Source organism: Citreicella sp. C3M06 (genome assembly GCF_018860705.1).
Lineage (GTDB): Bacteria > Pseudomonadota > Alphaproteobacteria > Rhodobacterales > Rhodobacteraceae > Salipiger.
In genome coordinates, this window is sequence record NZ_JAHKQA010000014.1 from 15,771 (window position 1) to 37,071 (window position 21,301).

24 protein-coding genes and 1 riboswitch are annotated in these 21,301 nt (G+C 66.4%); of the genes, 14 read left to right on the forward strand and 10 right to left on the reverse strand.

All coding sequences use genetic code 11. From position 1 onward, the window contains the following. Window positions 1-228 precede the first annotated feature (228 nt). Complete coding sequence (locus KO516_RS03705; protein ID WP_216002466.1) at window positions 229-2,514, forward strand: arginine/lysine/ornithine decarboxylase; 2,286 nt, start codon at window positions 229-231, stop codon at window positions 2,512-2,514. On the opposite strand, the gene KO516_RS03710 is transcribed toward KO516_RS03705, so the two are convergent. Both KO516_RS03710 and KO516_RS03715 read right to left on the reverse strand, forming a co-directional pair. Next, window positions 2,515-2,910: a PIN domain-containing protein gene (locus KO516_RS03710; RefSeq protein WP_216002467.1), complete on the reverse strand. Its 396-nt coding sequence runs from the start codon at window positions 2,908-2,910 to the stop codon at window positions 2,515-2,517. Further along, window positions 2,900-3,127, reverse strand: a complete 228-nt coding sequence (locus tag KO516_RS03715) for an AbrB/MazE/SpoVT family DNA-binding domain-containing protein (RefSeq protein ID WP_216002468.1) — start codon at window positions 3,125-3,127, stop codon at window positions 2,900-2,902. The genes KO516_RS03710 and KO516_RS03715 overlap by 11 nt, the downstream gene beginning before the upstream one ends. 29 nt (window positions 3,128-3,156) lie before the next feature. On the opposite strand from KO516_RS03715, the gene KO516_RS03720 reads away from it, so the two are divergent. The 12 genes from KO516_RS03720 to KO516_RS03775 all read left to right on the forward strand — a co-directional run bounded on the left by KO516_RS03720 (window position 3,157) and on the right by KO516_RS03775 (window position 11,821). Next, window positions 3,157-3,528 (forward strand): hypothetical protein, encoded by a 372-nt coding sequence (locus KO516_RS03720; RefSeq protein ID WP_216002469.1) that lies wholly within the window; start codon window positions 3,157-3,159, stop codon window positions 3,526-3,528. Between the two features lie 63 nt (window positions 3,529-3,591). After that, complete coding sequence (locus KO516_RS03725) at window positions 3,592-3,810, forward strand: hypothetical protein (RefSeq protein ID WP_216002470.1); 219 nt, start codon at window positions 3,592-3,594, stop codon at window positions 3,808-3,810. 165 nt (window positions 3,811-3,975) lie between these two features. Beyond that, window positions 3,976-4,311 (forward strand): RidA family protein, encoded by a 336-nt coding sequence (locus tag KO516_RS03730; RefSeq protein WP_216002471.1) that lies wholly within the window; start codon window positions 3,976-3,978, stop codon window positions 4,309-4,311. A gap of 32 nt (window positions 4,312-4,343) precedes the next feature. Further along, a complete protein-coding gene (locus KO516_RS03735) occupies window positions 4,344-5,588 on the forward strand; it encodes an FAD-binding oxidoreductase (RefSeq protein ID WP_216002472.1) in 1,245 nt (414 codons plus the stop codon). 97 nt (window positions 5,589-5,685) lie between these two features. Beyond that, window positions 5,686-5,786, forward strand: a riboswitch (TPP riboswitch). 139 nt (window positions 5,787-5,925) lie between these two features. Continuing rightward, window positions 5,926-6,906 carry an FAD-dependent oxidoreductase gene (locus KO516_RS03740; protein ID WP_216002473.1) on the forward strand — a complete coding sequence of 327 codons (981 nt, stop codon included), beginning with the start codon at window positions 5,926-5,928 and terminating at the stop codon, window positions 6,904-6,906. After that, entirely contained in the window at window positions 6,890-7,087 is a 198-nt protein-coding gene (thiS, locus tag KO516_RS03745) for a sulfur carrier protein ThiS (RefSeq protein ID WP_216002474.1), read from the forward strand. Before KO516_RS03740 ends, thiS begins: the two co-directional genes overlap by 17 nt. Window positions 7,088-7,089: 2 nt before the next feature. Continuing rightward, entirely contained in the window at window positions 7,090-7,860 is a 771-nt protein-coding gene (locus KO516_RS03750) for a thiazole synthase (RefSeq protein ID WP_216002475.1), read from the forward strand. Then, a complete protein-coding gene (locus KO516_RS03755) occupies window positions 7,857-8,453 on the forward strand; it encodes a thiamine phosphate synthase (protein ID WP_216002476.1) in 597 nt (198 codons plus the stop codon). The genes KO516_RS03750 and KO516_RS03755 overlap by 4 nt, the downstream gene beginning before the upstream one ends. Continuing rightward, a complete protein-coding gene (locus tag KO516_RS03760) occupies window positions 8,450-9,433 on the forward strand; it encodes a HesA/MoeB/ThiF family protein (protein WP_216002477.1) in 984 nt (327 codons plus the stop codon). Before KO516_RS03755 ends, KO516_RS03760 begins: the two co-directional genes overlap by 4 nt. Beyond that, window positions 9,430-10,374 carry an ABC transporter substrate-binding protein gene (locus tag KO516_RS03765; RefSeq protein ID WP_371742024.1) on the forward strand — a complete coding sequence of 315 codons (945 nt, stop codon included), beginning with the start codon at window positions 9,430-9,432 and terminating at the stop codon, window positions 10,372-10,374. Before KO516_RS03760 ends, KO516_RS03765 begins: the two co-directional genes overlap by 4 nt. Further along, window positions 10,371-11,093: an ABC transporter ATP-binding protein gene (locus KO516_RS03770; RefSeq protein ID WP_216002478.1), complete on the forward strand. Its 723-nt coding sequence runs from the start codon at window positions 10,371-10,373 to the stop codon at window positions 11,091-11,093. The genes KO516_RS03765 and KO516_RS03770 overlap by 4 nt, the downstream gene beginning before the upstream one ends. Further along, window positions 11,090-11,821: an ABC transporter permease gene (locus tag KO516_RS03775; RefSeq protein ID WP_216002479.1), complete on the forward strand. Its 732-nt coding sequence runs from the start codon at window positions 11,090-11,092 to the stop codon at window positions 11,819-11,821. Before KO516_RS03770 ends, KO516_RS03775 begins: the two co-directional genes overlap by 4 nt. Window positions 11,822-11,870: 49 nt before the next feature. Here KO516_RS03775 and KO516_RS03780 read toward each other — a convergent pair whose 3' ends face one another. The 4 genes from KO516_RS03780 to uraD are packed head-to-tail and all read right to left on the reverse strand — an operon-like array spanning window position 11,871 to window position 15,169. Beyond that, complete coding sequence (locus KO516_RS03780; RefSeq protein ID WP_216002480.1) at window positions 11,871-13,151, reverse strand: TRAP transporter large permease; 1,281 nt, start codon at window positions 13,149-13,151, stop codon at window positions 11,871-11,873. Further along, complete coding sequence (locus KO516_RS03785) at window positions 13,148-13,633, reverse strand: TRAP transporter small permease (RefSeq protein ID WP_216002481.1); 486 nt, start codon at window positions 13,631-13,633, stop codon at window positions 13,148-13,150. Before KO516_RS03785 ends, KO516_RS03780 begins: the two co-directional genes overlap by 4 nt. 1 nt (window position 13,634) lies before the next feature. After that, a complete protein-coding gene (locus tag KO516_RS03790) occupies window positions 13,635-14,624 on the reverse strand; it encodes a TRAP transporter substrate-binding protein (RefSeq protein WP_216002482.1) in 990 nt (329 codons plus the stop codon). Beyond that, window positions 14,621-15,169, reverse strand: a complete 549-nt coding sequence (uraD, locus tag KO516_RS03795) for a 2-oxo-4-hydroxy-4-carboxy-5-ureidoimidazoline decarboxylase (RefSeq protein ID WP_216002483.1) — start codon at window positions 15,167-15,169, stop codon at window positions 14,621-14,623. The genes KO516_RS03790 and uraD overlap by 4 nt, the downstream gene beginning before the upstream one ends. A gap of 133 nt (window positions 15,170-15,302) precedes the next feature. On the opposite strand from uraD, the gene KO516_RS03800 reads away from it, so the two are divergent. Next, window positions 15,303-16,238 carry a LysR family transcriptional regulator gene (locus KO516_RS03800; RefSeq protein WP_216002484.1) on the forward strand — a complete coding sequence of 312 codons (936 nt, stop codon included), beginning with the start codon at window positions 15,303-15,305 and terminating at the stop codon, window positions 16,236-16,238. Window positions 16,239-16,250: 12 nt separating this feature from the next. Here the strand turns inward: KO516_RS03800 and KO516_RS03805 are convergent, their stop codons facing one another. The 4 genes from KO516_RS03805 to KO516_RS03820 are packed head-to-tail and all read right to left on the reverse strand — an operon-like array spanning window position 16,251 to window position 21,221. Then, entirely contained in the window at window positions 16,251-16,925 is a 675-nt protein-coding gene (locus KO516_RS03805; protein WP_216002485.1) for a Crp/Fnr family transcriptional regulator, read from the reverse strand. Further along, a complete protein-coding gene (locus KO516_RS03810) occupies window positions 16,922-17,929 on the reverse strand; it encodes a hypothetical protein (RefSeq protein WP_216002486.1) in 1,008 nt (335 codons plus the stop codon). The genes KO516_RS03805 and KO516_RS03810 overlap by 4 nt, the downstream gene beginning before the upstream one ends. After that, window positions 17,926-18,447 carry a (2Fe-2S)-binding protein gene (locus KO516_RS03815; protein ID WP_216002487.1) on the reverse strand — a complete coding sequence of 174 codons (522 nt, stop codon included), beginning with the start codon at window positions 18,445-18,447 and terminating at the stop codon, window positions 17,926-17,928. Before KO516_RS03815 ends, KO516_RS03810 begins: the two co-directional genes overlap by 4 nt. Beyond that, entirely contained in the window at window positions 18,444-21,221 is a 2,778-nt protein-coding gene (locus tag KO516_RS03820) for a molybdopterin cofactor-binding domain-containing protein (protein WP_216002488.1), read from the reverse strand. The genes KO516_RS03815 and KO516_RS03820 overlap by 4 nt, the downstream gene beginning before the upstream one ends. Window positions 21,222-21,301: the final 80 nt, after the last annotated feature.

A 21,301-nucleotide genomic window follows, 5' to 3' on the forward strand; every position in this document is an offset into this window, starting at 1 on the left:
ATGTTTTCAATATGCTGCAGGTCGCAGGGCAGGTTGGTGCCGAAATGCCCTTGGCCCTTGATGCGACCAAGGTCGAGTTTTTTCTCAAACCGTCCGGGCCTCGTGGGCGCGATCTGGCCACTGCCGCCGCCGAACCCCCGAAGGTTCGTGCGCTTCTGCCCCCCTTGACGTATCCCGGCCGTGTCGAAACAACGGGGCCAATTCCCGGCGCGCCAACAGGAGACGCCCATGAAATTCCGCTTTCCCATCGTCATCATCGACGAGGATTTCCGGTCCGAGAATACCTCGGGCCTTGGCATCCGCGCCCTTGCCGACGCTATCGAAACCGAAGGGTTCGAAGTGCTCGGTGTGACCTCTTACGGCGATCTGTCGCAATTCGCCCAGCAGCAAAGCCGCGCCTCTGCCTTCGTTTTGTCGATCGACGATGAAGAATTCAGCCCCGGCCCCGATCTCGACCCCGCCGTGCTGCACCTGCGCCAGTTCATCGAGGAAGTGCGCTGGAAGAACGCCGACGTGCCGATCTACGTTTACGGCGAAACCAAGACCTCGCGCCATCTGCCCAACGATATCCTGCGCGAGCTGCACGGCTTCATCCACATGTTCGAGGATACGCCCGAATTCGTCGCCCGCCACATCATCCGCGAGGCGAAAAGCTATCTCGAAGGCATCCAGCCGCCGTTCTTCAAGGAGCTGCTGGATTACGCCGAGGATGGGTCCTATTCGTGGCATTGCCCCGGCCATTCGGGCGGCGTGGCCTTCCTGAAATCGCCCATTGGGCAGATGTATCATCAGTTCTACGGCGAAAACATGCTGCGCGCCGATGTCTGCAACGCGGTCGAGGAACTTGGCCAGCTGCTCGATCACAACGGCGCCATCGGGGCGTCGGAACGCAATGCCGCGCGGATCTTCAACGCCGATCACTGTTTCTTTGTCACCAACGGCACCTCGACCTCCAACAAGATGGTCTGGCATCACACCGTCGCCCCCGGCGATGTGGTGGTGGTCGACCGCAACTGTCACAAGTCGATCCTGCACGCGATCATCATGACCGGCGCGATTCCGGTGTTCCTGAAACCGACGCGCAATCATTTCGGTATCATCGGCCCGATCCAGCGCAGCGAATTCGAACCCGAGACGATCAAGGCCAAGATCGCCGCCAACCCGCTGCTCGAAGGCTATGATCTTGATGCGATCAAGCCGCGCATCATGACCCTGACGCAATCGACCTATGACGGCGTGCTCTACAACACCGAGGTGATCAAGGGCCTGCTCGATGGCTATGTCGAGAACCTGCATTTCGACGAGGCATGGCTGCCGCACGCCGCCTTTCATTCGTTCTATGGCCAGTACCATTCGATGGGCCGCAAGCGGGGCCGCACCAAGAAATCCGTCACCTACGCCACGCAATCGGTGCACAAGCTGCTGGCGGGGATCAGCCAGGCCAGCCATGTTCTGGTGCAGGACGCCGAAGAGGTGCCGCTGGACCGGCACCTGTTCAATGAATCCTACCTGATGCACACCTCGACCTCTCCGCAGTACAGCATCATTGCGTCCTGCGATGTGGCGGCGGCGATGATGGAGCCGCCGGGCGGCACCGCGCTGGTCGAGGAATCGCTCGACGAGGCGCTGGATTTCCGCCGCGCCATGCGGCAGGTCGACGAGCAATACGGCAATGACTGGTGGTTTCAGGTCTGGGGCCCGGAAGAGCTTGCCGAAGAAGGCATCGGGCGCACCCGCGACTGGGAACTCAAGAAGACCGACAGCGAAGGCGTCGAGACCGGCGGCGAAGACAGCTGGCACGGCTTTGGCGACATGGCGCCCGGCTTCAACATGCTTGACCCGATCAAGGCGACGATCATCACGCCGGGCCTGAACATCGACGGCTTCTTTGCTGAAACCGGCATTCCGGCGTCGATCGTGTCGAAATACCTCGCCGAGCATGGTGTGGTGGTGGAAAAGACCGGGCTCTACAGCTTTTTCATCATGTTCACCATCGGCATCACCAAGGGCCGCTGGAACACGCTTCTGGCCTCGCTTCAGCAGTTCAAGGATGATTACGACAGGAACAACCCGCTGTGGAAGGTGATGCCGGAATTCATCGCCAAGCAGCCGCGCTATGAAAAGATGGGGCTGAATGAGCTGTGCCAGCATGTGCATGCGCTTTATGCCAAATACGACGTGGCGCGGCTGTCGACCGAGATCTACCTCAGCGATCACCACCCGGCGATGACCCCCTCGGCGGCCTTTGCCAATATCGCCCGCCGCAAGACCGAGCGGGTCGAGATCGACCATCTCGAAGGCCGGGTGACAACGTCGCTGGTCACGCCCTATCCGCCGGGCATCCCGCTGCTGATCCCCGGCGAGGTGTTCAACGCCAAGATCGTCGATTACCTGCGCTTCAACCGTGAATTCGCCCGCGAATGCCCCGGATTCGAGACCGATATCCACGGCCTCGTGGTGGAAAAGGACGACACCGGCGTGATGCGCTATTACGCCGATTGCGTGGCGCAATAGTCAGGCGAACGGGTTGACCAGATGCAGCCGGTCTTCGATGAGAAGACCGGCGTGCATGTCTTCGGTATATAACGTCTCGCAGCCCGCGATCAGGGCGGCGGCGGCGATCATCGCATCATATACGCTCAACTGATAGCGTTCGGCCAGCGCGCGGCCCACGGCGTGGGTCTGCGCGCTCAGCGGCTCGACGCGGCACAGCCGCTCGATGCCGCCAAGAAACGCCCCGGCTTCGGCCCAGCTCATCCCGGCCTTGCGGCGGCAATTCACCAGCGCCTCGTTAAGCACCTGCACGCTGATCACCGGGCGCGCCAGCAGCAATGCCTCGGCGCGGTCGGCCTTGGCGCCGCCTGCCAGAAGGTAAAGCACCACGTTGGTGTCGAGAAACTCAGCGCTCATGCGCGGCGTCGCGGTTCAGCCTGTCTTCGGGGGCCAGCCGGCCACGAAAGCCGCGCAGATCGTCCAGCACCTCCTGAGGGCGGGGTTGGCGGCTCACCGCAAGCCCCGCCTCGCCGGGCACCAGATCGATCTGGTCGCCCTCGCGCAGGTTCAGCTTGCGCACAAGCTCGGCGGGCAGGCGCACCGCCAGAGAATTTCCCCATTTTGCGATCTGCATGGCGGCCTCGTTTGGATATACTTTAGCAATTGTATATCATTCTGTCCGCTCCCGCAATCCTGCCCGCTCCGCGCGCGCCCTTCGAACGCAGCACCCCGGCCTCTGGCACGTTTCGCCGCACCGTCGCATCGAGCACCCCATACAAATTCACCGCGCGCGCCCCCACCAGCAGGGTACGTCCCCTCTCGGAGGCGGCGTTCATCTGCGCAAAGCTCGACCTGTCGGTGATGTTTTGCGGGTTTAACCGCAAGATATCGCCGTCACAGCCTGCCTGCTTCCGCGGCGTGCGGCACGCAGGGTTCGATCCCCCGCGCCGGAGAAAGCCTGCAGCGGCTTCTGACCTCGCGCAGATCGGCGCGAACCTGCTGGCCAATGGCCCCTCGCATATGGGGATGGTCTAGATCATCCTTGGGGCGCTGCGCCGCGCGGGCTATGACGGCCCGCTGCTGATCGAGGCGATGAATATGCTGATCGGCGGCGTCTTCGGCTTTATCACCATGGAACTTGCGCCGCATGGCCGCCCCGGCTCGACCAATTGGGGGCCGGCGTTCGACAGCGCGCTGGATGCACTGCCGCCCGAGCAGTTTCCCGAATGCGTGCGGGCGATGCCGCAGATGAAGAACCGTACCTTTTGGCGCGCGCTGGTCCAATGGCACCGAGGTTCCCTTTCACAGCGGCTTTGACGCGCTGATCGACGGGCTGCTGCCTGCGCTCGAGGCACGGCGACCCATCGTCATGGCGCAATGGCGGGCGAGCGTCCCCGGCGGTTGACGTTTGTTGTTCACTGCTCAATGGCTTGCAGCCATGGCAGCGACGCCATGAAGAATAGAACACACCAGAGGTGACACATGTCCGATATCCCGCTTTCCAAGGTCCGCCGCGTCGGCAATACCGTTTATCTGTCCGGCGAGCTTGGCTTTGACGAGACCGGCGGCATGCCCGAGGGCATCGAGGCGCAGACCCACAACTGCCTGTCGCGCATCCGCGAGACGCTCAAGGGCGAAGGACTGGCGCTGACGGATGTGGTCTCGGCCACCTGCCATCTGACCGACAAGGCGGATTTCGCCGCCTTCAACACGGTTTACGCCAGCTATTTCCCCGAGCCGCGCCCGGTGCGCACCACGGTCATCGCAGAGCTGGTGATCGAGGCAAAGCTCGAGATCACGGTCATCGCGGTCATCTGAGCCAAACACGGCGCGACGGCAAAGGGACGCAAATGTCAGAGGTCATGGTGCTGGGGGCGGGCATGGTCGGCGTTGGCAGCGCGCTTGCGTTGCAGGCGCGCGGTCATGCGGTCACCCTGATCGACCGGCGCGCGCCGGGCGAGGAAACCAGCTATGGCAACGCCGGGATCATCCAGTCCGAAGCGGCGGAGCCCTATGCTTTTCCCCGCGATGCCGCGACATTGCTGAAATTCCTGTCGGGGCGCAGCAATCAGCTGCGCCTGTCGCCACTGCCGGTGCTGCGGATGGCGGCGGGCTTGCTGTCTTACTGGGCCAATTCGACGCCGCAGCGCCATGCCAGCGCGTCGCGGATCTATGCGCAGCTGACGCGCCGCTCTGTCGATGATCATGGCCCGCTGATCGACGCGGCCGGGCAGGGCAACCTGATCCGGCAGGCCGGTTTTTTCGAATTCTACCGCAGCGCCGCCGCCTTTGACGCGCAGGCGCAATACGCCCACCGCATGGAGGCGGAATTCGGCGTGCCGTTCCGCGCGCTCGACGGCGCGGCTTTTGCTCGCGAAGAGCCATCGTTTCAAACCCGCTATGCCGGGGCGCTGCACTGGACCGGCAGCTGGACCTGCGCCAGCCCCGGCCGGCTGACCGGGGCCTATGCCGATCTCTTCGTGGCTCGGGGCGGCAGGCTGGCGCGCGGTGACGCAGCAAGCCTGACGCAGCAGGGCAGCGGCTGGACAGTGCAGAGCGAGGCTGGGCCGCTGAGCGGCGAACATGCTGTGATCTGCCTTGGCCCGTGGTCGCCCGAAGTTCTGAAACCGTTCGGCTATCGCGTCAACATGGTGTGGAAGCGCGGCTATCACCAGCATTTCACCGGCTCGGCGCCGCTTCAGCGCCCCTGTGTCGATTCCGAACACGGGCTCGTGCTGTCGCCGATGACCCAAGGTCTGCGCATGGCCACCGGCGCGGCGCTGGTGGGGCAGACCGATCCGGTCGATCGCGCGCAGCTGATCTTTGGCGAGCGGGTGATGCGCCGTGAGATCGACCTTGGCCGCGTGGTCGAGGATCAGCCGTGGTACGGGCATCGCCCCTGCCTGCCGGACATGCTGCCGCTTGTCGGAAAGGCGCCGCGCCATGCTGGGCTGTGGCTCAACTTCGGCCATGGGCATCAGGGCTTCACGCTGGGGCCGACGACGGGGAGCCTGCTGGCCGATGCGATGGCGGGGATGCGCTCTGATCTGATCGAGGCGCTGTCTCCGGCGGGGCGGGCGGCTGTCATCCGCTGACCCGTCTTGGCGCTGTTCGCCAGAGGCTTGTTCATCAATCCAGATGCGATCCCCCGCGACGGCCCTTGTAGGCCGCGCGCGAAGCGGCTAGCCTTTGCGAAATCCGTTGGGGTGCCCCGTCAGGGGCTGAGAGGCATGTGCCAACCCATCGAACCTGATCCGGGCAATACCGGCGTAGGGAACGGAGAGAGCGCAGACCCCGGCGATATTGCCCCTGCGCCCCCCTCCTCCTTTCCGCGCCGACCGCCCGCGCCGATGGAGGACCACAGATGAGGCCACAACCAGCTTGCATTGCCGCTGCCGGATCGGGCAGCGCGCCCTGCGCCGGAGCGCGGCGATGACCCGCGCCATGGTGATCGGCGGCGGCGTGGCCGGGCTTTGCACAGCGAGCGAACTGCTGGCGCGGGGCTGCGAGGTGACGCTCTGCGATCCGCAGCCCGATCCCGGCCCGCATGGCTGTTCGTGGTGGGCGGGCGGCATGCTGGCGCCGTTCTGCGAAGGCGAAACCGCCGAAGAACCGGTGGTGCGGCTCGGTCAGCTATCCGCCGACTGGTGGGAAGGGCAGGGCGCCGCGGTCACCCGCAAGGGCACGCTGGTGCTGACCCTCGGGCGCGACCGGCGCGAGCTTGACCGTTTTGCCCGCCGCACCAGCGGGCATGTGGCGCTGGATGACGCCGGGATTGCGGCGCTCGAGCCTGATCTTGCAGGGCGCTTTGGCCGCGCCCTGCACATGTCCAGCGAGGCGCATTTGGACCCGCGCGCGGCGCTGCAGACCCTGCGCGCCCGGCTGGAGCGCGCTGGCGTGCGCTTTGAGCCGCGAGAGGCCACGCCCGAGGGGTTGACCTTTGATTGCCGCGGGCTGAGCGCGCGCGATGCGCTGCCGGACCTGCGCGGCGTCAAAGGCGAGATGGTGATCCTGCGCAGCGCCGACATCGCGCTTTCCCGCCCGGTGCGCCTGCTGCACCCGCGCTATCCGCTGTATGTGGTGCCGCGCGCCGACGGGATCTTTATGCTGGGCGCCACGCAGATCGAAAGCGACGAGCGTCACCGGCGCAGCGTGCGCTCGGTGCTCGAACTGTTGTCGGCGGCCTATGCGCTGCACCCGGCCTTTGGCGAGGCCGAGCTGGTCGAAATCGGCGCCGATGCGCGCCCCGCCTTTCCCGGAAACCTTCCCCGCCTGCGCCGGCGGGGGCAAAGCTTTTATCTCAACGGGCTGTTTCGTCACGGCTTTCTGCTTGCCCCCGCCTTGGCGCGGATGGCGGTGGCGGCCGCGCTGGACGGTCAGAAAACGGAGTTCATGGATGAAAGTCATGATTAACGGCACCGCCACCACGCTGGCATCGACCACGCTTGCCGCTGCGCTCGACGAGCTTGGCTATGGCGAGGCAAAGCTCGCCACCGCGCTGAACGAGACCTTCGTTCCGGCGGCGTCCCGCGCCAGCACCACGCTGTCCGAGGGCGACCGGATCGAGATCGTCACCCCCCGGCAGGGAGGCTGAGCATGCAGCTTTACGGAACCGACATCGCCTCGCGCCTGATGCTGGGCACGGCGCAATACCCCTCGCCCAGCGTGCTGGCCGAGGCGTTCCGGCGCTCTGGCGCGGGCATCGCCACGGTCTCGGTGCGCCGCGAGGCGGGGGGCGAGCGGGCTGGCGCGGCGTTCTGGGATCTGGTGGGCGATCTGGGCGTGGCCTTGCTGCCCAATACGGCGGGCTGCCATTCGGCGCGCGAGGCGGTGACCACGGCGCATATGGCGCGCGAGCTGTTCGACACGCCGTGGATCAAGCTGGAGGTCATCGGCCATGCCGACACCTTGCAGCCCGATCCCTTTGCGCTGCTCGAAGCGGCGCGCATCCTGTGCGACGACGGCTTCAAGGTGTTCCCCTACACCACCGAGGATCTGGTGCTTGCCGACCGGCTGCTGAACGCGGGATGCGAGGTGCTGATGCCATGGGGCGCGCCCATCGGCTCTGGGCTTGGGCTGACCAATATCTACGGGTTGCGCTGCCTGCGCGCACAGTTTCCCGATGTGCCGATGGTGGTCGATGCGGGGCTGGGCCTGCCCAGTCAGGCGGCGATGGCGATGGAGATGGGCTTTGACGCTGTCTTGCTCAACACCGCCGTGGCGCGTGCGGGCGACCCGGCGGGCATGGCCGATGCCTTTGCCCGCGCGGTGCAGGCCGGACGGCTGGCCCATGAGGCCGACCCGATGGAGCCGCGCGACATGGCCGCACCGTCGACTCCGCTGATCGGCAAGGCGTTCCTGTCATGACGCTGGACAGGTTCTATCCGATCTTCGACAGCCTCGAGTGGCTGGAACGGGCACTGCCGCTTGGGGTCAAGCTGGTGCAGCTGCGCGTCAAGGATCAAAGCGAGGCCGCGCTTTTGCCGCTGGTGAGCAAGGCGCAGGCGCTGTGCCGACAGCATGGCGCGGTGCTGGTGGTCAACGATCACTGGCGCGCGGCGATCGAGGCGGGTTGCGACTGGCTACATCTTGGGCAGGAAGATCTCGACACCGCCGATCTTTCGGCGATCCGCCGGGCGGGGCTGCGGCTGGGGATCAGCACCCATGACCACAGCGAACTTGACCGGGCGCTTGCCTTGGCCCCGGATTACGTGGCGCTCGGCCCGGTCTATCCGACGATCCTCAAGCAGATGAAATGGCAGCAGCAGGGGCTGGACCGTCTGACCGAATGGAAGCGCCTTGTCGGCGCGGTGCCGCTTGTCGCCATCGGCGGCATGAGCGTGGCGCGCGCGCCGGGGGCGTTTGCCGCGGGGGCCGATATCGTCTCGGCGGTAACCGACATCACGCTGTGCGACGATCCCGAGGCACGCATCGGACAATGGCTCGAGGTGACGCGATGAGCCGCTATGCGCGCCAGATCGCGGTGCCCGAACTGGGGCCACAGGGGCAGGCGCGGCTGTGCGCCGCACGGGTGCTGGTGGTCGGCGCAGGCGGGCTTGCCGCGCCGGTATTGCAATATCTTGCCGGGGCAGGGGCCGGGCAACTGCGGCTGATCGATCCCGATCGCGTCGAGCAAAGCAACCTGCACCGCCAGACCCTGTTCCGCGAGGCGGACATAGGCCAGCCCAAGGCCGAGGTCGCCGCAGAGGCGGTGAGTGCGCTCAACCCCGATTGCGCCGCCGAGCCGATTGTCGGCGCGCTGGGGCCGCAGAACGCGGTGGCGCTTTGCGCGGGCATGACGGTGGTGCTGGATTGCGCCGACAGCTTTGCGGTCAGCTACATCCTGTCGGACACCTGCCGCGATCTTGGCCTGCCGCTGATCAGCGCCTCGGTGGTGGGCACCGCCGGACATGTCGGCGGCTTTTGCGGCGGCGCGCCCAGCTTGCGGGCGGTGTTTCCCGATTTGCCACAGCGCGGCGGATCTTGCGCCGAAGACGGGGTGCTTGGCCCGGCTGTCGGCGTCATCGGCACGCTACAGGCGCAGATGGCGCTGGCGGTGATCGCCGGGCTGGTGCCCTCGCCGCTGGGGCAACTGGTGACGTTCGAAGCGCTTGGCCTGCGCTTTGGCGGCTTTGGCTTTGCCGGTGCGCCCGAGCCAGCGCATGGCCCGCGCTTCATCGCGCCCGCGCAGATCACCCCGGCGGATTTCCTGATCGACCTGCGCGCCAAAGACGAGGCGCCGCTGCTGCGCCCTTTTGCCCGGCGCCTGACGGTAGAGGCATTGGGCCCGAATGGCCCGGTGCCGGCCCCCGGCCAGCGCGCCGTGCTGTGCTGCCGCTCTGGCCTGCGCGCTTGGCAGGCCGCCGACCGCCTGTCCCGCATCTGGGACGGAGACATCACCCTTGTTGCCCTTGGCACATCCGATGGAGACCCCGCATGATCAACCAACTGAAACCGGCGCTTGCGGCGCTGGCGCTGCTTGCCACGCCCGCCGCCGCGCAGGACCACATGACCGTCATGCTCGACTGGTTCGTGAACCCCGACCATGGCCCGATCATCATCGCGCAGGAAAACGGCTATTTCGCCGAACAGGGGCTGGAGGTCGAGGTGATCGCCCCCGCCGATCCGTCCGACCCGCCCAAGATGGTGGCCGCCGGGCAGGCCGATCTTGCGATTTCCTACCAGCCGCAGCTGCACCTGCAAGTTGCCGAGGGCATGCCGCTGATCCGCGTCGGCACGTTGGTGGCCACGCCGCTGAACTGCCTGCTGGTGCTCGAGGATGGCCCGGTCGACGCCCTGTCCGACCTCAGGGACCGCAAGATCGGCTTTTCGGTGGCCGGCGTCGAAGAGGCGCTGCTTTCGGCGATGCTGGGGAAGGGGGGGCTGACGCTGGACGATGTTGAGCTGGTCAACGTGAACTGGTCGCTGTCGCCGGCGCTGATGTCGGGGCAGGTCGATGCGGTCATCGGGGCCTTCCGCAATTTCGAGCTGAACCAGATGCAGATCGAAGGGATCGCCGGGCGCTGTTTCTACCCCGAGGAAGAGGGCGTGCCGACCTATGACGAATTGATCTACGTCGCCAACCCGGAGCACATGGACAAGGACATGATCCGCCGATTTCTGGCCGCGACCGAAAAGGCAACGCAGTATATCGTCAACCACCCGCAGCAGGGCTGGGAGATCTTTGCCGGCACTTCGGCAGAACTTCAGGACCAGCTGAACGAACTTGCCTGGGCCGACACCGTGCCGCGCTTTGCGCTGCGCCCCGAGGCGCTGGACGCCGGACGCTATACGCGGTTCGAGGCGTTTCTGGCAGAGGCGGGGCTGGTCGAGGGCACCCGCCCGGTGTCGCGCCTTGCGATTGATCCGGGCGCGCCATGAGCATCACCGGCCTGCACCTGTCGGGCAACGCGCATATCGGCGCAGCAAGGCTGTTTGGGCCGGTAACGCTTGATGCGCCGGCGGGGGCATGGACCTGTCTGCTTGGCCCCTCGGGGGTGGGCAAATCGAGCATCCTGCGCTTGCTGGCGGGGCTGGGCGAGGGCGTGGTGTTTGACGGCAGGCTTGGCGCCGATGACGGGCAACCACTGACGGGGCGGGTCGCGCTGATGGCGCAGGGCGATCTGCTGCTGCCATGGCTCGATCTTGTTGGCAATGTCACGCTTGGTGCGCGGCTGCGCGGCGTGCCTGCCGACAAGATGCGCGCGGCAGAGCTGTTGCGCCGCGTCGGGCTGGCCGCGCACGCGACCAAGCGCCCCGATGCGCTGTCGGGCGGTCAGCGCCAGCGCGTGGCGCTGGCCCGCACGCTGATGGAAGACCGCCCGGTGGTGCTTTTGGACGAGCCGTTTTCGGCGCTAGACGCCCGCGCGCGGGCGCAGATGCAGGATCTTGCGGCGGCGCTTTTGGCCGGGCGCACCGTGCTGCATGTCACCCATGACACGCTCGAGGCGGCGCGGCTTGGCGAGCAGGTATTGCTGATGACGGAGCAGGGCATGCGCAGCATCGCGCCCCCCGCCGCCCCGGTGCCACGGCCACATGATGCCCGCGAAACGCTGGCGTTTCAGGGCCATTTGCAGCGCCTGCTGATGATGCCTGCATGAGCCGGGTCTTGCGCATTGCGGCGCTGATCGTGCTGGGGTGCCTTATCTGGCAGGCGCTGGTTCAGCTGGGCGATCTGCCACGGTTCATCCTGCCCGGCCCGCTGCTGGTGTTCTCGACGCTGTGGCACAGCCGGGCGCTGATTGCCCATCATGCGCTGGTCACGCTGGCCGAAGTGCTGATCGGCCTTGGCCTTGGCGCCGCGGCGGGATTTGTCACCGCAATCGTTCTGGCCGGATCGGCGGCGGCGCGGGCGGTGCTGCGCCCGATGCTGGTGTTCAGTCAGGCAATCCCGGTGTTCGCGCTAGCGCCGATCCTGACGCTGTGGCTGGGCTATGGCATGGTGTCAAAGATCGCCATGGCGCTGCTGATCATCTATTTCCCCGTGACCTCGGCCTTCTTCGACGCGCTGATCCGCACACCGCCGGGCTGGCTGGAACTGGCGCGGGTGATGGGCGCCTCGCCGCTGCGCACGCTTTGGCGCATCCGGGTTCCGGCGGCGCTGCCGGGCTTTGGCTCGGGGCTGCGGCTGGCGGCGGTCTATGCGCCGATCGGAGCGATCATCGGCGAATGGGTCGGGGCGTCGCAGGGGCTGGGCTACCTGATGCTGCTCGCCAACGGGCGCGCCAAGATAGACCTGATGTTCGCCGCGCTCATCGTTCTGGCGGTGCTGACGCTGGCGCTTCACGCTGGCATCGACGCGCTGTGCCGGAGGGTCTGGCGGATCTGATGCCGGGCAGGTCAGTGCCCGGCATCCCTTGGCGGCAGCGCAGGCCGCATCAATACCCCATCCGGTCCGGCAGCCATGTCACCACGCCGGGGACCAGCATGCACAGCAGCAGCACCGCGTACATGGCGGCGATGAAGGGCCAGCTTTCCCGCACCAGCTCTCCCATCTTTACCCCGGTGATGCCGGTCACCACGAACAGCACCACGCCGACCGGGGGCGTCAGCATTCCGATGACGAGGTTCAGCACGAACAGAAAGCCAAAGTGCAGCGGATCGATGCCGTAGGTGATCGCGATGGGATGGAACAGCGGCACCAGCATGATGTAGGCGGCGTTGGATTCCAGAAACATGCCGACCACCAGCAGCATCAGGGCCACGAGGCAGAGGAACACGAACGGGCTGTCCGTCACACCCTGAAGCAGCGCCGCCAGCTTGAATGGCAGCATGTCGATGGTGAACAGGAAGGTCACCGTCGAGGCAAAGGCGATCATCGCCGCCACCAGCGCCGAGGTCTTGGCGGCGGTCAGCAGCACCTCGGGCAGATCGGCGATGCGCAGCTTGCGCGTCACGAAAAAGCCGAGGAACAGCGCGTAACACACCCCGATGGCGGCGCCTTCGGTGGGGGTGAACGCACCGGCCACGATGCCGCCGATCACCACCACCGGCATCAGGAACACGATGATGCTGCGGCGCACTTCCCGCGCCACATGGGCCAGCGAAAACGGCGCGCCCGCCAGCGGGTAGTTGCGTTTCCACGCGATCAGCCAGCACAGCACCATGAAGGTCGCGAACAAGATCAGCCCCGGCACCACGCCCGACATGAACATGCCGCCAACGCTGACCGACGATCCCGCCATGAAAGCATAGACGATCATCGCCCCCGATGGCGGGATGATCGGCCCGAGGTTGGCCGCCGCCGCCACCACGCCGGTTGAAAACCCCAGCCCGTATTGCTTGCGCAGCGATGGCACCAGTGTCGAGGACAGCGCCGAGGCATCAGCGACCGCCGCCCCCGACACCGATGCCAACCCGGCCCCCGACACGATGGCCACCTGCGCCAGCCCGCCGCGCATCCGCCCGATGAAGGCGTTGGCGAAATCGACCAGACGCTCCATGATGCCGCCCTTGAGCATCAACTCTCCGGCGATCATGAACAGGGGAATCGACATCAGCGGAAAGGAATTCACCGCGTTCATCAGCCGGGGTGGTAGCATCAGCAGGTCGATCCCGGCCATCCACAGCCCCGCGACCGCCGCCACCCCCAGCGCAAAGGCCAGCGGCATGCCCAGAAAGGCCAGCACCAGAAAGCTGACAATGACGAACAGGCTCATGGTTTGATCTCCGCCGGAACGAGGGTGAGATGGGCAAGGTGCAGCGCCCCGTGAAGCGCGCCAAGGATCACCGGAAAGAAGAACACCGATGAGGTCATGTCGATCGATCCCAGCCGTTCGGACCATGTGGACAGCGCAACCCAGACCGACGTGACGAGCACCACCAGCATCATCGCCGCCGCAAGGGCGCTCATGATGCGGGCCAGCATGCGGCGCTGCGGCGCGGGCAAGAGTTTGACCACAAGGTCGATGCCGACATGGGTGCCGTCGCGGATGCCCAGCGGAATGGCCAGAAACATGGTCCAGACAAAGGCGATGCGGCTGACCTCGTCGGCCCAGTCGAAGGAGCCGTTGAAGACGTAGCGCATCACCACCTGCGCCGACACTACGGCGACCATCGTTGCTGCCCCGGCCATGACGGCAACACGCGCGCCGGTGTCGGCGCGCGTGAGGATCGCGGTCAGAATGCGATCTGCGCTCATGCTACATGCCGCTTTTGGCGGTCTCGGTGTCCAGAAGCTGCACCAGCTCCGGGTCGAGACGGGCCTTGGTGTCGGCGGCAACGCCAGCGGTCTTTGCGCGCAGCTCGGCGGCCAGCGCGGGCGAGACCGGCGTATAGGTCATGCCCTTTTCCTCAAGGATCGCCAGGCCGGCGGCGTCCTGCTCGGCGGCAAGCTCGCGCTGATAGGCGATGGCGGTATTCATGGCCTCGGAGACCATCGCGCGGGTGTCGTCATCCAGCCCGTCGGCCCATTTTTTGTTGCCGACCACCGAGATGAAATCAAAGAAATGCCCGGTGTTCGAGACGTATTTCTGCACCTCGGCGTACCCGGCCACGTTGATGATCGCAAACGGGTTTTCCTGCCCGTCGATCACGCCCTGTTCCAGCGCGGAATACAGCTCTTTGACATCCATCGCCACCGGGTTGGCCCCAAGGGCGCGGAATGTGGCAAGATGGGTTTCATTGGGCTGAAGGCGGATCTTGAGGCCTTCGATATCCCCGACCGTCTCGATGGCGCGGGCGTTGTTGGTCAGCTGGCGAAAGCCCAGCTCCATGTAGCCCAGCGAGGTCATGCCGGCCTCGGCCATCTTTTCGTCAAGCGCCGCGCCGACCGGGCCGTCGACGATCTCGAACGCCGTCTCGCGGTCGGGGAACTGGAAGGGCAGGCCGATGATCTCAAGCTCGGGCACGGTGCGGGTCAGGTAGGCGGTGCCGACCCACATCAGTTCGATCGCGCCGACCTTGACGGCCTGAACGTTCTCGGCCGCGCCGCCAAGCTGCTGGGCGGGGAAGATATCGACCTCGATCTCACCGCCGGAGAGGCGCTCGAGTTCTTCCTCGAACTTGACCATGGCAAGCGACGAGGAATGTTCGGTGGCGAAATTGCCCGCGACGCGGATCTTTTCAGCATGGGCGACACTGGCGGTCAGGGCGATGACCGAGGCGGTAAGAAGGGGGCGTGCAAAGCTCATTGGGCGTGCTCCTGGGGGCGGTGGTGGGGGAGGGGCGCAAACGCCGCTGCGGCGCGGGCGCGGATCACCGAGGCAATCTCGGCGAGGGTTGAGACGTGTTCTTCGATAGGCGAGGCAGTCACGCGGCGCTCGAACAGGTCGAACAGCGTGGGCAGATCGGGCACCCGGTGCAGCGCGATGATGAACGGGTGACCAAAGCGGGCGCCATAGGCGGCATTCAGCCGGGTCAGGCGCTGCGCATCGCGCCGGTCCAGCGACATCAGGCCGAGGCGGGCCTGCTCGCCGGTTGATGCGGGGGTCATGTCGCCGGCCAGCGCTTCGTGCCCGGCCAGCTCGGGGTGAACGCGGAACATGGCAAGGCGGCGCTCGGCTCCCGACAGCAGGATGGTTTCGACCAGCGCCTGCGCCACTGCCGCGTCGTCGGCGAAAGGCCGCGCGCCCAGACTGTCCTGCGCGACCCATGCAGAGCGTTCGACCAGCGGCGCAAGCAACGCAAGTGCGTCGTCGCGATGCGCGTGGTTCAGGGTGTCGAGAGGGTGTGTCATAAACATTCCATAGGCTTGGTCGTGATGTCTGGCTTGACCATAGCGGGCGGTTGTCGTTGCAATCCATGATATAAGAGGCAATCATTCGTTCTACAAATTAGAATGGGCCGCCACGGCGGCCACGGGGAGTGCCATGTCGCTGTATCTGGTTCCTAAATCGTTGCTGTATATCGAAGCGGTGGCCGAACATGGCGCGATTCAGTCCGCCGCGCGGGCGATCCGGATTTCCGCCTCGGCCATCGACCGGCAGATCAAGCTGATCGAAGACCGGCTTGGCACGCAATTGTTCGACCGACAGACCACCGGGATGACGCTGACCTCTGCCGGGGAAATGTTCGTTCTGCTCGCCCGGCGCTGGCAAGAAGACGAAACCCGCTTGCTGTCGGACATCCGGCAGATGCAGGGGGTGGATTTCGGCCATGTCCGGCTGGTGGCGATGGACAGTCTGGTCAACGGGCTGGTGCCGCGCTTTCTCAAGGCGGTGGCGCGGGAGTACCCGAGGGTGCGCGTCGATGTCGAGATCGCGACCCCGGACGGCGCGGCCGAACTGCTGGACAGCGGCCAGTGCGATCTGGCGCTGTGTTTCAACCTGCGCCCGAGCCGCGACATCCATGTGCTGTGGAGCGCGGCGCTGCCGTTGTATTGCGTGCTCGCGCCGGGGCATCCGCTGGCGCAGCAGCCCAGCGTGACCTTGGCGCAGGTGCGCGCCTATCCCATCGCGGTGCAAAGCCGGGCGCTGGCGATCCGCCGGATGCTCGAGGCGCGCCATTCGTGGATGTTCGAGGACGGCCCGCCGCCGGTGGTGACCAATTCGCTGCAACTGCTCAAGCAACTGGTGATCGGGGGCGCGCATGTGGCGCTGACCTCGGAAATGGATGCGGCGCCAGAGCTGCTGTCGGGGCAGATGCGCGCGATCCCGGTGGCGGGCAGCAACACCGCCGCGCAGACCATCTCGCTTGCGATCAACGCGCGCCACAGCCTGCCGCGCATCGCCTCTGTCCTGTCGGAGGTTTTGATTCAGGAGGCCGAGGCGCTGCTGCACAGCCTGCGCAGCCGCCCCGCCGGGTGATCCGTGCCCGGCTCAGTCGCCGGACAGATCGGCGAGGGTGTCGTGCAGCGAATCAGGCTTGAGGATACGCACCTCGCCCTTGGCCACATCGATGATGCCGTCGGCGCGCAGGCGGCCCAACGCCTTGTTCACGCTCTGGCGCGAACAGCCGAGAATGGCCGCCAGATGGGCCTGATTGGCCCGCACCCGGTCGCGGCCGTCGCACAGGGTGCGCAGCCGCAGGAACAGCCGCTGGTCGAGCGAGCCGTGCTGATCAAGCGCCTTGACCGCGTTGTCGGCGGCCATGCGGCTGCGAAACACCGAGGCGACGTTGCGGATGAACAGCGGCGCGCGCAGGAATTCGAACACCACCTCAGTCGGGCAGAACAGCACCGTGGCCAGCGCCTGCGCCCGGCACGTCGCGATGCAGGTCTCGCCCGAGATGCATTCGATCTCGCCGGCGGTATCGCCGGTGCCAAGATGGGCGAGCAAGGTCTGCTCGCCTTGTGGGCCGGTCATCAGAACATCGATCCGGCCATGCGCCACAAGGAAGATCCCCGGAGATTGCGCGCCCTGATGCAACAGGATCTCGGGGGACTCGTAGGTGCGGGCGGTACACCGGTTGAGAAAATCTGCCTTGTCGTCCTGCGACAGATCGGTGAGCATCTTGGCTTTCTGCAAATGCGGAAAGGCCACGGAATTCTTCATGGACTGGCGGGAACCTTCTGGTATGACAGTATCTTGCTTACCACGCACTGTGCCTGCGACGGCTCGGCACAGCAAGTCTGAACCTGCGCAATTGCCTCGCCGTAGATCTCGCGCCACGCTGCTTCGCTCAGGCCGATGTCGGGCGGCATGGCATGGCTGAGCGGCCATGAGCGCGCCGCCGCGTTGGCACCGGGAAAGGGCGCGCCGGTCATCCATGCCGCGAGGTGCCCGCAGCTTCCGGGCTTGCCGCCGAAATCGTCCATCGGCGCGGCGCCATCCATCGCTGTCAGCGCGCCGGTGCCGATGCGGTGACATCCAAGGCAGGTGTTGTCGCGCGGCGACATCTGATGTGTCGGCCAACGCGCAAAGCCAAGCCCCGCGTCGACATGGGTATAAGGCCCCAGCGGATTGGTCGGCACGTGGTCCCAGACTTGCCCGACAAAGGGCGAATACATGAACGGATCATTGTCGTGGCAGGTGCCGCAGCCATCGGCGAGCACGGTTTCCGGCGCGGCCCAGAACGCGGCGCTGCTTGCTTCGGTCGGCGAGGGCACCGCGGTGCCGCTGACCGGAGCACCCTCGCCCTTGGCCTGAAACCAGCAGGTGTCCCCGGTGGAGGGGTTGTGGGCGATGACATCGATCTCGTCGTAATCGGTGGAGGCCGCGCCGCGAAATACCTTCTGGCGGCACATCACTGACACCTGCGCCGTCTTGGTCGACAGGTTGAGGATGCGCGAGAAGGGCACGCATTGCCCATCCGGTCCGTAACCATTGTCAAGCAAGGAAGGGCGGTCGCAGCTTGGCGGCGCGTGGTCGGTGATCTCGACCCCGTTCACGGTAATCGGCACGGCGACGCCTTCGGCGCAATGAAAGCTGGGGATCGGTCCGATGGCGGCGCTGCAGGCCTGCCCGTACACTGCCGATGGTGTCTGTTCATTGCCGAGGGTCAGCACCGTGGCCAGCCCCAGCGCAAAGGCGATGATCGCGCTCAGGATATGTTTCATCGCTGCGGTGCCCCTTGGCCGTTGGCCGCGATGGCAAGCGCGCGCAAGGCTTCGAAATAGCGCACATAGCCGGTGCAGCGGCAGATATGCGTGCCGATGGCGGCGCGCATGGCGTCTTCGATCTGCTCCGGCGGGATGGGCTGCGCTTCCAGCCCGTGCAGAAAGATTCGCGCCGCCATCACGAAGCCGGGGGCGCAATAGCCGCATTGAAAGGCGAAATGGTCAAGGAACGCCTGCTGCACCGGGTCTGGCACGCCATCCCGCGCCACGGATTCGATGGTCGAGACCTGCGCACCGTTCAGCGTTGCCAGCGCGGTCGAGCAGCTGATGACTGGCGTCAGCGCGGGGCTTGGCGGCTTGACCACCTGCACCGTGCAAGCCCGGCACACGCCGATGCCGCAGCACAGTTTGGTGCCGGTCAGGTTCAGATCCTCATGCAGGAAATCCAGCAGCGTCTCGGTGCCGCGGGCATCGGGCAGCTCGTGCAGCGTGCCGTTGACGTGCAAGCGGATGGTCATGGCGTCAACCCCGCAAGGATCTTGTCGGGCGTGATCGGCAGCGACGCAAAGCGCACCCCTGTCGCATCCCTCAGCGCGTTGGAGATCGCCGACGGCACCGAGCACATCACCGCTTCGGCGATGCCCCGCCCGGTGCGCGCGCTGCCCGGCGGCGGATCAAGCGTGATCAGCTCTTGCGCCCGGCCGCCGGGTGCATAGCGCCCGCCCAGCGGCACGTCGCTGGCGCGCGCCACGTGGTAGCGGTGAAGGTTCCACGTGCCATCCGCCGGGCCGACCATGCCGGGGGGCATATCTTCAAGGAGGGTATAGCCGATGGCCATGGCCACGCCGCCCTGGCTTTGCCCGGACACCAGCTGCGGCACGTGGATATGCCCGGCGTTGAGCACGCTCAGCACGTTTTCGATCTGCACCGCGCCGGTGCCGTGATCGACGCTCAGCCCTACCACGTTGATGCAGGGCGCCCAGACATAGCGCGCATAGCGGGCGGTTTCGGGCGCGGGATAGCGCCCGTTCCGGCGCGGGATCGGCGTGGCGCTGTCACCGTGATAATAGGCCAGCCCGTCGAGCTGCAGCCGCACTGTGCCGCCGGGCGTGTCGTAATCGGCCTCGACCCATGTGTTCTGGAAATAGCCATGCCCGAGCGCGCCGGTCGGCAGGCCCAGCTCGTGCACCCGCGCCGCCAGCTCGGCCAGCGGCAGCGGCCTGCGCCCCGGCGCGCTCAGGCGGCCACCCTGCCACTGCGCATCGCCCGCAGGCGCGCCCCAAAGATCGGCGGCGGCCACCAGAACCGAACCGCGCAGCAGCGCCTGCGCCGTCTGCTGCAGCGTGCCCACCTGATGCAGCGCCGTGAGACAGGCCGAGGATGACCCGGTGCCCTTTTGCGTCCACATCGGATCGTCCCAGCCCGCGGGATTGGCGCCATCATCGCTCAGCCCGGTCTGCCCGAACAGGCTGTAGCCGCCCATGGCTACCTCGGAGGCGTTGGCGCCAAGGATCGGCCCGATCACTACCCCCAGCGTGGTGGCCGAGCCATTGCCCATGTCGATGGCATCAGACACCACCCGCAAGCTGCCGTCGCGCGCCAGATGCACCGCCGCCACCATGCCATCGCCCGAGGTGCCATAGGCCTGCATCGACATCGCCAGCCCGGTGCCATAGCTGCGCCCCTGCGCCGTATGCGCGGCCTTGATCGCGGCGCGCTCGCGCCAGAGCGGATGGGCCTCGGCGATGTCCAGCATCTCGGGCAGGCTCAGCGATTGTTCGATCGGCCCGCCGGTGACCGTGGTGTCGCCCAATTCGATGAGGTTGGCGCGGCGCAGCGCCACCGGGTCCCAGCCCTGCGCGGCGGCCAGATCGTCCAGCGCGGTTTCGATGGCGAAATAGGCCTGCGGGCCGCCAAAGCCGCGCTGCGAGCCGCCCGAGACGTTTTCGCTGTGCAGCGCCTGCGCGTTGATGTCGGCGACGGGCAGGCGGTAGCTGCCCCCGGCACAAAGCGCGCCCAGCGAGGCGACATAGGGCGACAGGTTGCGCCGCCCGCCGCCGTCGAACACCATGTCCAGCCGGATCGCTTCCAGTGTCATGTCGGGGTGGGCGTAAAGCGTGCCCTCGACGCTGGCGGCGTGACGCTTGAGCCCGACGCGGAACTGTTCGAACCGGTCATAGGCAAGCCGAACCGGGTTGCCATCGGCAAAGGCCACCGCCAGCGCCAGCATCAGCGAAAACGGCGAGCTGTCGCGCCCGCCAAAACCGCCACCGGGATAGCAGCTGTGCAGCGTCACCTCGTCGAGCCTTGGCACCGGAGAGCCTTTGCTGGCGAACATCGCGGCGATATTGTGCAGATCGCCGTCGGGCGACTGGGTGCCCAGCACCAGTTGCAAGGCGTTGCTGGCCGGGTCGATCCAGGCCAGCCCGGATTCGGGTTCCATGAACATCGGGTCCATGGCGCGCATCCGGGTGCGGATCGGCTGGCGGAGCAGGCCGGTGGCGGCATCCAGCGCGGCGCGAATGCGGCGCTGCACCTGCGGCGCTTCGCGCTCGTAGCTGTCGGGGTCGGTGCTGGCGTAGTCGAACTGCGCATCCTTGACGTAGAGCGTCGGGCTCTGGAATGGCGCGCCGGGTGCGGGCGTGCCTTGCGGGCCATCGCCGGGCCCGTAGCGCTGCACGGTGCCATCATCGCCTGCCAGAAACCGGCGCGCGGCGCGATAGGCCGCAAGGCTGTCGAACAGCAGCAAGGCCACCGCCTGCCCAAGGAAATTCGGCGTCGTGCCGGGCATCACCAGCAGATCGAAATTCAGACCGTCAGGCTGGTTGAAACTGCCGCCGGCCTTGGCCTGATGCGCTGTCAGCCGCGCATCGACGTGCAGATCGCGCCGGAACAGCAGCGGGGCGTCGAAAAACGCCGGGTCGAGATCGCTGCCCAGCACCAGTCGCGTCGGCTGCGCCTCGGGCGGCAGGGGCGCCAGATCGACGCCCAGAAACGCCTGCCGTGTGGTGCGGGCACGCAGATACATGGCGTGCCATTCCCGGTCGGGCCAGCCGTCCATGTCTCTGGCACGAAAGTCGCGGGCAAAGATCTTTTGCCCGGTGACCTTGGCGAGCCCTTCTATGCGCTGCGTCGCGACCCCCGGCAGGGGGCTGGGCTGCGGCGCAGGGCTTGCGAGGTGGCCAGAAGCGCCCGGCAGGCCGAGGATGCTAAGGCCAACGGTGCCGGTGGCGGTATACAGGAAGCTGCGGCGCGACATCCGCGTCTTGTCGATGTCAGGCCGGTTTGGCACGTATTTCCCCTATCTACTGGCGCGCCGCGACATTCGGAAACCGGCGGAAACATCCTGCTTCGTTCGCTTCACCATAGCCT